The organism is Streptococcus sp. HMSC034B03 (assembly GCF_001838575.1).
GTDB lineage: Bacteria > Bacillota > Bacilli > Lactobacillales > Streptococcaceae > Streptococcus > Streptococcus anginosus.
On the sequence record NZ_KV837631.1, the window covers coordinates 40,548 to 52,493 of the forward strand.

Annotated in this window: 8 protein-coding genes; 6 read left to right on the forward strand and 2 right to left on the reverse strand. The window is 41.3% G+C overall.

Translation table 11 applies throughout. From position 1 onward, the window contains the following. The first annotated feature begins 68 nt into the window (after positions 1–68). From dapD to HMPREF2634_RS04415, 4 genes are read left to right on the forward strand one after another with little or no spacing between them, the layout of a single operon-like run. Entirely contained in the window at positions 69–767 is a 699-nt protein-coding gene (gene dapD / locus HMPREF2634_RS04400) for a 2,3,4,5-tetrahydropyridine-2,6-dicarboxylate N-acetyltransferase (protein WP_021001222.1), read from the forward strand. Between the two features lie 12 nt (positions 768–779). Then, positions 780–1,910 carry an N-acetyldiaminopimelate deacetylase gene (locus HMPREF2634_RS04405; RefSeq protein WP_021001223.1) on the forward strand — a complete coding sequence of 377 codons (1,131 nt, stop codon included), beginning with the start codon at positions 780–782 and terminating at the stop codon, positions 1,908–1,910. Between the two features lie 44 nt (positions 1,911–1,954). Further along, on the forward strand, positions 1,955–2,482 hold the full coding sequence (locus HMPREF2634_RS04410) for a 5-formyltetrahydrofolate cyclo-ligase (protein WP_003027033.1): 528 nt from the start codon (positions 1,955–1,957) through the stop codon (positions 2,480–2,482). Beyond that, positions 2,475–3,155, forward strand: coding sequence for a rhomboid family intramembrane serine protease (locus tag HMPREF2634_RS04415; RefSeq protein WP_057489557.1), 681 nt, complete (start codon positions 2,475–2,477; stop codon positions 3,153–3,155). The genes HMPREF2634_RS04410 and HMPREF2634_RS04415 overlap by 8 nt, the downstream gene beginning before the upstream one ends. 57 nt (positions 3,156–3,212) lie before the next feature. On the opposite strand, the gene HMPREF2634_RS04420 is transcribed toward HMPREF2634_RS04415, so the two are convergent. Together HMPREF2634_RS04420 and tyrS are read right to left on the reverse strand one after the other, a co-directional pair. Further along, positions 3,213–4,049, reverse strand: a complete 837-nt coding sequence (locus HMPREF2634_RS04420; RefSeq protein WP_021001225.1) for a putative RNA methyltransferase — start codon at positions 4,047–4,049, stop codon at positions 3,213–3,215. A gap of 244 nt (positions 4,050–4,293) precedes the next feature. Further along, positions 4,294–5,550 carry a tyrosine--tRNA ligase gene (tyrS, locus tag HMPREF2634_RS04425; RefSeq protein WP_070836353.1) on the reverse strand — a complete coding sequence of 419 codons (1,257 nt, stop codon included), beginning with the start codon at positions 5,548–5,550 and terminating at the stop codon, positions 4,294–4,296. A 181-nt stretch (positions 5,551–5,731) separates the two neighbouring features. Here tyrS and pbp1b point away from each other — a divergent pair, with 181 nt between their 5' ends. Further along, positions 5,732–8,071 carry a penicillin-binding protein PBP1B gene (pbp1b, locus tag HMPREF2634_RS04430; protein WP_057489558.1) on the forward strand — a complete coding sequence of 780 codons (2,340 nt, stop codon included), beginning with the start codon at positions 5,732–5,734 and terminating at the stop codon, positions 8,069–8,071. A gap of 288 nt (positions 8,072–8,359) precedes the next feature. After that, positions 8,360–11,926, forward strand: coding sequence for a DNA-directed RNA polymerase subunit beta (gene rpoB, locus HMPREF2634_RS04435; RefSeq protein WP_003027018.1), 3,567 nt, complete (start codon positions 8,360–8,362; stop codon positions 11,924–11,926). Positions 11,927–11,946: the final 20 nt, after the last annotated feature.

Genomic DNA, 11,946 nt, shown 5'->3' on the forward strand with positions numbered 1-11,946 from the left:
TCATATGATGAAATGCTTGATTTTATGTTATAATAACCCTTAATACTAAATCAAAGCGAGGGATGTCTATGACAGCGACTAAAATGACTGCTCAGGAAATTATTCAGTTTATAGCGGATGCTAAGAAAAAGACAAATGTAAAAGTGACTTTTGAAGGAAAACTAGCGGGCGAAGTGCCGAATTCAGTTGTCAAATTGGGCAATGTTCTCTTTGGTGACTGGGAGGAAATTAAACCTCTTTTGGTTAACCTAGAAGAGAATAAAACCTATGTGGTGGAGCAGGATGCTCGAAATTCTGCCGTACCGCTGTTAGACAAGCGTGAGGTCAATGCTCGGATTGAGCCAGGAGCTATTATCCGCGACCAGGTGGAAATCGGTGATAATGCTGTGATTATGATGGGAGCTGTTATCAATATCGGAGCTGAAATTGGTGCTGGAACGATGATTGATATGGGAGCCGTTTTGGGTGGTCGAGCTATTGTTGGAAAAAACAGCCACGTGGGTGCTGGGACTGTTCTTGCCGGTGTCATTGAGCCTGCCAGCGCAGATCCTGTCCGAGTGGGGGACAATGTCTTGATAGGGGCCAATGCTGTCGTTATTGAAGGAGTGCAGATTGGCAATGGTTCTGTCGTCGCTGCAGGGGCTATTGTGACGAAAGATGTGCCAGAAAATGTTGTTGTAGCCGGTGTGCCTGCGCGTGTGATTAAGAAAATTGATGAACAAACCCAGCAGAAAACAGCATTGGAAGACGCTCTTCGGACACTTTAAAGAGGGAAATGTATGATTGATTATCAAAAAATTCGCCGAGACTTGCATCAAATTCCGGAAATTGGACTGGAAGAGTATAAGACTCATGCCTATCTGATGAGAATAATTGATGAGTTGACTGCTGGCTTGGATTTCGTTGAGATTCGGACCTGGCGTACGGGAATTTTAGTCTTTATCAAAGGCAGTACACCTACTAAGACGATTGGCTGGCGGACAGATATTGACGGTTTGCCGATTGTTGAGGAGACAGGGCTTGCCTTTGCTAGTCAACATGAGGGACGTATGCATGCCTGTGGGCATGATATGCACATGACAATCGCTCTGGGTTTGTTGGAGAAATTAACTACTGAGCAGCCTAAGAATAATCTACTTTTTCTTTTCCAACCAGCTGAGGAAAATGAAGCTGGGGGCATGCTGATGTATGAAGATGGAGCCTTTGGCGATTGGTTGCCAGATGAATTTTATGGGCTTCATGTGCGACCTGACCTCAAGGTAGGAGATATTGCTACGAATACTAGTACACTTTTTGCAGGGACTTGTGAAGTTAAATTAACTTTTAAGGGCAAGGGTGGTCATGCTGCATTTCCGCATAATGCTAATGACGCTTTGGTAGCAGCTAGCTATTTTATCACTCAGGTTCAGACCATTGTGAGTCGCAATGTAGATCCGATTGAAGGAGCTGTCGTCACCTTTGGTGAATTCCATGCTGGAACAACGAATAACGTGATTGCTGAAACTGCTTTTTTGCATGGAACCATTCGAACGTTGACGCAGGAGATGAATTTGCTCACTCAAAAACGCCTGCGGGAAATCGCTGAAGGAGTAGCGCAGTCTTTTGGTGTAGAGCTTGAGTTGGAGCTGAAACAAGGCGGTTATCTTCCTGTGGAAAATCATCCAGAATTAGCTGCTCAATGCATGAATTTTTTCCAAAAAGAGAACGGTGTGCACATGATTGATATTTTACCTGCAATGACCGGTGAGGACTTTGGCTATCTGCTCAGTAAAGTCAAGGGTGTGATGTTCTGGCTGGGAATTGATAGTCCTTACGCACTTCATCATCCTAAAATGGCGCCAGATGAAGCAGCGCTGCCTTTTGCTATTGAAAAATTTGGGAAGTTTTTAAGTGCAAAAGTTAATGAATAATGGGCTGGGAATGTTGATAATATTTCTGATCGAGGAGAAGATAAATGAAGGCAGATTTGCGCAAAACTATAGTCAGGAAAATGAAAGAGCAGGAATTGATAGTAAAACAGCAGAGAGATGCTTTGCTCACTCAGTACTTGCTGGAATCTTCTGCTTATCAACAAGCTAGAACAGTTGCTACTTATTTATCTTTGCCACACGAGTTTGATACAAGGATTTTCATCAGGCAGGCTCAAGCAGATGGCAAGCGGGTTTTGGTCCCTAAGACTTATCCCGAAGGGCGCATGACTTTTGTAGATTATAATCCAAATGACTTGGAATTGACTGTTTTTGGTATCTGGGAACCAAGAAGTGAACGAACGGTGGAAAAATCTCATATTGATTTGATTCATGTTCCAGGTGTTGCTTTTAACAAAAAAGGCTATCGTATTGGCTATGGAGGTGGCTATTATGACCGCTATTTGGCTGATTTTAAAGGGATGACAGTAAGTACAATTTATCCTTACCAGTTAGTTGATTTTCAACCAGATGATTGTGATATTCCCGTTCAGGAGGTATTGATTTGTGAATAAAATTTATGATAAACGTTATCCAGTAACGAGCTTATTGTTGCTTATCACGACAGGAGTTTTCCTAGCAATGTTTCTGTTGCGTGGCTTTAATTATGCTAGTACCCAAACGATTTATGAATTTGGGGCAATGAATGGTCGAACGATTCAATATTTTCCAAGTCAGATTTGGCGCTTGGTATCGGCGATTTTTGTTCATATCGGCTTGGAGCATTTTGTGATGAATATGATTACGCTGTATTTTATCGGACGACAAGCTGAGCATATTTTTGGCTCGTGGAATTTTCTGTTTCTTTATCTGATGTCTGGTATTTTAGGAAATGTCTTTGTCTTCTTTTTCACTCCAAGTGCTGTGGCTGCAGGTGCCTCTACATCTTTGTTTGGGATTTTTGGTGCTATTATTACTTTGCGCTACGCGGTGCGAAATCCTTACATTCAGCAACTCGGCCAGTCATACTTAGTTCTTCTAGTTATGAATTTGGTATTGAGTTTGACACCGGGAATTAGTCTGGCAGGTCACTTAGGTGGTGCAGTCGGAGGCGCTCTCTGTGCTGTTATTTTCCCAGTCCGCGGGGAAAGAAGAGCTTATCAAGTGGGACAACGGTTATTGGCGTTGATTGCTTATATTGTTTTAGCTTTGGGAATGATTTGGTTAGCTTTTAATCGAGGCGTATAAAAAGAGGTTGAATAGACTGCTGTATCTCGCAGCAATCTGTTTTCACCTCTTTTTGCTTTATATTTGTTGACCAACTAAAATCTTTGCAGCAATCGTGATGTCAGTTAATGGTGACCAATCTATTTTATCAATGTCAATATTAAAAAGAAGCGGTGTCATATGAAGAAGTGCCGCTTTTTCGTTTTCTCTCAAGTTGAAAGTAGCTGCAACGTCATAAGAATTTGTAATGGTAAAGGCTTCTTCAAAATGCTCAATGATTTTGTGATTGGAATAATTTGTGTTTGTTAATTGCTCGGCAACGATACTACGAATTTCTTGCAAGTGTTGGCTGCTAGGAATAACCTTAATGAGCAAGCCGTTTTTCTGCAAGACGCGCTGAAATTCTTGGTAATTGGCAGGAGAGAAGATGTCTAAAATCATATCCATGCTAGCATCTTGAATAGGGATGTGCGCCAGATCTCCAACAAACCAATTTACCGTCAGGCTGTGGTCACTTTTGGTTGCTAGTTGAATAGACTCTTTTGACAAATCGAATGCATAGATATGTTTATCTGGTAATTGTGCTTGCAAATTTCGAGCATAATAGCCTTCTCCGCAACCAATGTCCAGCAGATTACCATGTTGTGGTAAAGATGATAAAATTTCTAGTAATTTCTTCAAAATTGGCTGGTAAAATCCTGCTTCGAGAATCAATTGTCGATTTTGAAAGTTGGATTTATCGTAGTCTTTTGATTGCTTCACCTGTGGAGCCAAGTTGACATAGCCAAACTTTGCCAAGTCGAAGGAATGCTTATTTTTGCATTTGAGACTATTTTCTGATAAAAACAAGGCTTGCTGACAAAAAGGGCAAGAAAAAAGCTTAGCCGTTTCAAAGCGTTTAAGTTTGGGTTTCATGCGTTTTCTCTTTCATAAATTTCTCTGACTAGTGTAACATGTGAGAAATGCTTTGACAAGTAGATAAAGAAAGGGAATTTTAAAATGAACCACACTTTTAAAGCGGTTGGAGCTAAAACAAGCACTATGACAATATGCTTTTTGCTAAGTGAGAATGAAAAGAAGCTGGAGCGAAAAGTCTCCAGCTTCAAAGTATATAGCGCAATAAACCAACGATGTAGTAGTTGATTGCTCTTTTTCCTATTTAGTAAGTCAAAACAAAATATTTTTTCTTACCACGACGGATAACGGTGAGTTCGTTTTCCAATTTGTCAGCGTCCGTTAATGTATAGTCAAGGTCTTGAATGCGATCGCCATTGACATAAATAGCACCGTTTTGGACATCTTCACGCGCTTGGCGTTTAGAATTGACAACGCTAGCCGTTACCAAAAGTTCTACGATATTGAGATTGTCATCTGCTTTCACTTGATAATTTGGGACGCCGCGAAGCCCTTGTTTCAGCTCTTTGACAGAAAGATTTTTGATATTTCCGGCAAAAAGCTGCTCGGTGATATTGAGTGCTTCTTTGTAGGCTTTTTCGCCATGCACGAGTGTAACGACTTCTCGCGCCAAGATTTTTTGTGCCAAACGTTCATGTGGAGCTGCTTCAAATTGTTTCCCGATTTCTTCGATTTCATCAAGCGGAAGAAGAGTGAAAATTTTAAGGAAACGAACGGCATCAGCGTCCATGACATTCATCCAGAATTGGTACATTTCGTAAGGACTGGTCTTATCAGCATTGAGCCATACAGCGTTGCCTTCTGACTTACCAAATTTCTTACCGGTTGCGTCTGTGATAAGGGGCACTGTAATAACGTGAGCTGTTTTGTCTGCCTTCCGACGAAGCAATTCAGTACCAGCAGTCATATTGCCCCATTGGTCAGAACCACCGATTTGTAAAGTGACACCGTATTGGCGATTTAGCTCAAAAAAGTCATAGCCTTGCATGATTTGGTAAGCAAACTCGGTATAAGAAATCCCTGTTTCAATTCGTTTTTTTACGGATTCTTTACTCATCATGTAGTTGACGGTGAAATATTTTCCGACATCGCGCAGAAAGTCAATAAAACTAATATCAGAGAACCAGTCGTAGTTGTTGACCATTTCAGCCTTGTTGTCACCATTTTCAAAGTCAAGAAAACGAGATACTTGCGCTTGAATGCTCCGTACCCAGCTCTCAACTGTGTCTTTTGTTTGTAAACTCCGCTCGGTATCTTTAAATGATGGATCGCCAATTAAGCCAGTTGCACCGCCGACGAGAGCGTAGGGTTTGTGACCTGCCAACTGTAAATGTTTCATGACAAGGATTGGTACAAGATGACCGAGGTGCAGGCTGTCAGCTGTTGGATCATAGCCAGAATAAAAACTAACATTTCCTTCCGCTAAGGCTTTGCGCAACGCTTCTTCGTCAGTTGTTTGAAAAACCAGACCACGTTCTTTTAGCTCATCAAAAATGTGCATATCTGTCTCTCCTTTATAAAATTTCTAGTTATTGTAACATTGTATCACAAACAAGCACTAGAATATAGTAAAATCGCAAAAATAATGAAAAAAACAATGATTTCAGCCAAGGCTTGCCTTTCTTGTTGTCAGAAGTTTCATAAATTTGCTATAATAGGCACAGAAAGCCCAAGGAGAAAGAATGTTTAAACAAGTTTTAGAAAAAATACAACAATTGTTTGAGAAACTTTTTCAAACAGATCGTCCTAGCAAAAATAAAAAGGAAAACTGGACAATTTTGAGTATTGGTGGAACTGTCCTTCGTACTCTGAAATTATTATCAAATGTCTTTTTTGTGCTTGTTTTTTTAGGGTGCTTGTTTGGTGGAGGTATTGCATTGGGTTATGGTGCAAGAATCTTCGATAAGGTTGAAACTCCTAAAAAAGAAGAGCTCATCAAAAAAATCCAAGACATCTCGGCTATTTCTGAATTAAAATATGCTGATGGTAGTTCAATTTCAGCAATTGATAGTGATTTACTAAGAATATCAGTAGCTAGCAAATCTATTTCTGCTAATGTAAAAAAAGCAGTCATTGCTACGGAAGACGAAAATTTCCACAAGCATCATGGGGTTGTTACGAAAGCTGTTTTGCGGGCAACACTAGGCTCTGTTGTAGGGATTGGTTCCTCAAGTGGTGGTTCTACCTTAACACAACAGTTAATCAAGCAACAAGTTGTCGGCGATGCTCCAACCTTTAGTCGTAAAGCATCAGAAATCATTGATGCGCTGGCTTTAGAACGCTACATGAGCAAAGACGATATTTTAACGACTTATTTGAATGTGGCACCGTTTGGGAGAAATAACAAAGGGCAAAATATTGCTGGTGTGGAAGAAGCTGCACAAGGAATTTTTGGAGTTCCTGCCAGCAAATTGACAATTCCTCAAGCAGCTTTTATTGCCGGTTTACCACAAAGTCCGATTGTTTACTCTCCTTATGCAGCTGACGGTAGCCTGAAAAGTGCTAAAGATATGACTTTTGGTCTCAATCGTGCGAAAAATGTTATTTACAATATGTACCGGACAGGTGCGATTAGTAAAGACGAGTACCAATTGTATAAAGATTATGATTTAAAACGAGACTTTTTACCAAGTGATACGACTTCAGCAAGAACACATGACTATCTATATTACGTTGCGATGAAAGAAGCTCAAAAAGCAATGTATGATTACTTAATCAAACGTGACAATGTTTCACAGCAAGAGTTGAAAAATGATGCAACAGTGAAAGCTTACAGAGAACTAGCTGCGAAAGAGTTGAGTGAAGGCGGCTACACTGTCACCACAACTATTAATAAGAATGTGCATAATGCAATGCAAAATGCAGTAGCTAATTTTGGTAGTGTCTTAGATGATGGAACAGGTGTAGTCGAAGCTGGAAATGTCCTCATGGATAATCGTACAGGAGCTATTTTGGGGTTTGTTGGAGGACGTGATTATGCTTCTAACCAGAACAACCATGCATTTGATACAGAGCGCTCACCAGGCTCAACCATTAAGCCGATTTTAGCCTATGGTATTGCCATAGACCAAGGGCTTATGGGAAGTGCCAGCATGCTGTCTAACTACCCTGCAAATTTCTCTAGCGGTGAGCCAATTATGCACGTAGATAGCCGTGGTACAGCCATGATGGATTTGCAGGAAGCTTTGAATACTTCTTGGAACATTCCAGCTTATTGGACCTATAAATTGCTTCGTGACAAAGGAGTTAATGTTCAAGGGTACATGGAGAAAATGGGCTATCAAATTGAAAATTATGATATTGAAAGTCTGCCAATGGGAGGAGGTATTGAAGTATCTGTCGCCCAACACACCAATGGTTTCCAAACTTTAGCCAATAATGGGGCATACCAAGAGCGCTATATGATTGAAAAGATTACGACAAAAAACGGGAAAGTTGTCTATGAACATAAAGCAAAACCTGTTCAGGTTTACTCTAAGGCAACGGCGACGATTATGCAAAGTCTTATGCGTGGGGTATTGAGTTCGGGTGCTACGACGACCTTCAAATCTCGTTTAACGCAGATTAATAGCGGTTTAGCTAGTGCTGATTGGATTGGAAAAACGGGTACGACCAACAGCAATGGTGACATGTGGCTCATGGTATCCACTCCTAAATTAACGTTAGGTGGTTGGATCGGTCATGACAATAATGCTTCAATGGCAGCTTTGACGGGTTACAATAATAATGCGCAGTATATGGCTCAACTAGTAAATGCAATTTATCAAGCCGACCCAAATATTTGGGGAGTTGGTGATAAGTTCAACCTAGACTCTAGTGTCATTAAGTCTAATGTTCTTAAAGCGACGGGTGAACGAGCTGGCACAGTAACAGTCAATGGTCGCAGTATGAACCTGACCGGACAGACAGTTACTAGTTACTGGGCGAAAAACGGTGCTCCGATGACCACCTATAAATTTGGAATCGGTGGTACAGATAGTGATTATCAAAAAGCTTGGGCAGCACTTTTAGGTGGACGCTAAATAAAAACACTTTCAGTAAGTAAAAAACTTGAAAAGCAGAGTTAAATAAGGTATAATATTACTAATAATTTGTCGTCTGCTTTATTTGAAATATTGTCCATATAAAGCTTACAGCAGTTAAATCATACTTTTAAAGTCAGATTTAGCTGCTCTTTTTGTGTCTGTTTTTGGGATTTTTGTCGTTTGTCATCAAAACTTAAAGATTCTGAAAATTACTCAAAAAGGACAAATGAAAATTGCTACTCTATCATGTAATAGAGAATGTAGAAAGAAGAAGGAGTAAAAAACTTGGCAGGACATGAAGTTCAATACGGGAAACACCGTACTCGTCGTAGTTTTTCAAGAATCAAGGAAGTTCTTGATTTACCAAATTTGATTGAAATCCAGACAGATTCGTTCAAAGATTTTCTTGACCATGGTTTGAAAGAAGTATTTGAAGATGTACTTCCTATCTCAAACTTTACAGATACAATGGAGCTAGAGTTTGTTGGTTATGAAATTAAAGAATCTAAATACACTTTAGAAGAAGCACGTATCCATGATGCCAGCTATTCTGCACCTATTTTTGTGACTTTCCGTTTAATCAATAAAGAAACCGGCGAAATCAAGACGCAAGAGGTCTTCTTTGGCGATTTTCCAATCATGACAGAAATGGGAACATTTATCATCAACGGTGGTGAGCGGATTATCGTATCACAGCTCGTTCGTTCTCCAGGTGTTTACTTCAATGATAAAGTAGACAAAAATGGGAAGGTTGGGTATGGTTCCACCGTCATTCCAAACCGTGGAGCTTGGTTAGAGTTGGAAACGGACTCAAAAGATATTGCCTACACTCGGATTGACCGTACCCGTAAGATTCCGTTTACGACACTTGTTCGTGCACTTGGTTTCTCTGGTGATGATGAAATCTTTGATATTTTCGGTGATAGCGATCTCGTTCGCAACACGATTGAAAAAGATATCCACAAAAATCCAATGGATTCACGTACAGATGAAGCGCTGAAAGAAATCTATGAACGTCTTCGTCCAGGTGAGCCTAAAACAGCTGATAGCTCACGTAGTCTATTGGTCGCTCGTTTCTTTGATCCACATCGTTATGACTTGGCGGCAGTTGGTCGTTATAAAATCAATAAAAAATTAAACATTAAAACACGTTTGTTAAATCAAACGATTGCAGAGCCTTTGGTAGATCCAGAAACAGGTGAAATCTTGGTTGAAGCTGGAACGGTTATGACGCGTAATGTCATTGATAGTATTGCAGAATACTTGGACGGTGATTTGAATAAAATCACTTATATTCCAAATGATGCAGCCGTGTTGACAGATCCAGTCGTTCTTCAAAAATTCAAAGTAGTGGCGCCAACTGATCCAGATCGTGTGGTAACTATTATTGGTAATGCTAACCCGGGAGATCGTGTTCATACGATTACGCCAGCAGATATTTTGGCTGAGATGAATTACTTCTTGAACCTCGCTGAAGGACTTGGTCGTGTGGATGATATTGACCACTTGGGAAATCGTCGGATTCGTGCCGTTGGTGAATTGCTTGCTAACCAAGTACGTCTTGGATTGTCTCGTATGGAGCGTAATGTTCGCGAGCGCATGAGTGTGCAAGATAATGAAGTGTTGACACCGCAACAAATCATCAATATCCGCCCAGTCACAGCAGCGATTAAAGAATTCTTTGGTTCATCTCAATTGTCTCAGTTCATGGACCAACACAACCCACTGTCTGAATTGTCTCACAAACGCCGTTTGTCAGCCTTGGGACCTGGTGGTTTGACTCGTGACCGTGCTGGATATGAAGTGCGTGACGTGCACTACACCCACTATGGACGTATGTGTCCAATTGAAACACCTGAAGGACCAAACATTGGTTTGATCAATAACTTGTCTTCTTATGGGCACTTGAATAAATATGGATTTATCCAAACGCCGTATCGTAAAGTGAATCGGGAAACAGGTCTGGTCACTAATGAAATCGTTTGGTTGACAGCGGACGAAGAAGATGAATTTATCGTAGCGCAAGCAAATTCTAAATTAACAGAAGATGGTCGTTTTGCAGAAGCAATTGTCATGGGACGTCACCAAGGGAATAACCAAGAATTTCCTTCAGATCAGGTGGATTTCATGGATGTGTCGCCTAAACAGGTAGTTGCGGTTGCGACAGCATGTATTCCTTTCCTTGAAAATGACGACTCAAACCGTGCTCTCATGGGTGCCAACATGCAACGTCAGGCGGTACCGTTGATTGATCCGCATGCACCATATGTTGGTACTGGTATGGAATACCAAGCAGCTCATGACTCTGGTGCGGCGATTATTGCCCAACACGACGGTAAAGTTGTGTATTCTGATGCAGCCAAAGTTGAAGTTCGTCGTGAAGACGGTTCGCTTGATGTCTATCATATTACGAAATTCCGCCGTTCTAACTCAGGTACTTCTTACAACCAACGCACGCTGGTAAAAGTTGGCGATACAGTTGAAAAAGGTGACTTTATCGCAGATGGACCTTCTATGGAAAAAGGTGAAATGGCGCTTGGACAAAATCCAATCGTTGCTTATATGACATGGGAAGGTTACAACTTTGAAGATGCCGTTATCATGAGTGAACGTTTAGTGAAAGACGATGTTTACACATCTGTTCACTTGGAAGAATTTGAATCAGAAACACGTGATACAAAACTTGGACCTGAAGAAATCACGCGCGAAATTCCAAACGTCGGGGAAGATGCTTTGAGAGACCTTGACGAGATGGGAATTATCCGCATTGGTGCTGAGGTAAAAGAAGGCGACATTCTTGTCGGTAAAGTAACGCCGAAAGGTGAAAAAGATTTATCCGCTGAAGAACGCCTGCTTCATGCAATTTTTGGTGATAAGTCTCGTGAAGTGCGTGATACCTCCCTTCGTGTACCACACGGTGGTGCAGGTGTTGTCCGTGATGTGAAAATCTTTACTCGTGCGAACGGTGATGAATTGCAATCCGGTGTCAACATGTTGGTACGTGTTTATATCGCTCAAAAACGGAAAATCCGCGTTGGAGATAAGATGGCCGGACGCCACGGAAACAAAGGGGTTGTTTCCCGCATTGTTCCAGTTGAGGATATGCCGTATCTTCCAGACGGGACACCAGTTGATATCATGTTGAATCCTCTTGGGGTGCCGTCACGTATGAATATCGGACAAGTTATGGAATTGCACCTCGGTATGGCTGCTCGCAACCTTGGTATCCACATTGCAACGCCAGTCTTTGACGGGGCTAGCTCAGATGATCTTTGGGAAACCGTTCGTGAAGCTGGCATGGATAGCGATGCTAAGACAATCCTTTATGATGGCCGTACTGGTGAGCCATTTGATAATCGTGTATCCGTTGGTGTCATGTACATGATCAAACTCCACCACATGGTTGATGATAAGCTCCATGCCCGTTCTGTTGGTCCTTATTCAACCGTTACGCAACAACCTCTTGGTGGTAAAGCGCAGTTTGGTGGACAACGTTTTGGAGAAATGGAAGTTTGGGCTCTTGAAGCCTACGGTGCTTCTAACGTCCTTCAAGAAATCTTGACTTACAAGTCAGATGACATCAATGGTCGTTTGAGAGCTTATGAAGCCATTACCAAAGGTAAGCCCATTCCAAAACCAGGTGTTCCAGAATCCTTCCGTGTCCTTGTAAAAGAATTGCAATCACTTGGTCTTGACATGCGTGTCCTTGATGAAGACGACAATGAAGTCGAACTTCGTGACTTGGATGAAGGCATGGATGATGATGTGATTCATGTAGACGATCTTGAAAAAGCACGTGAAAAAGCAGCACAAGAAGCAAAAGCCGCTTTTGATGCTGAAGGGAAAGAATAAGAACTGATTCAATAGATAAT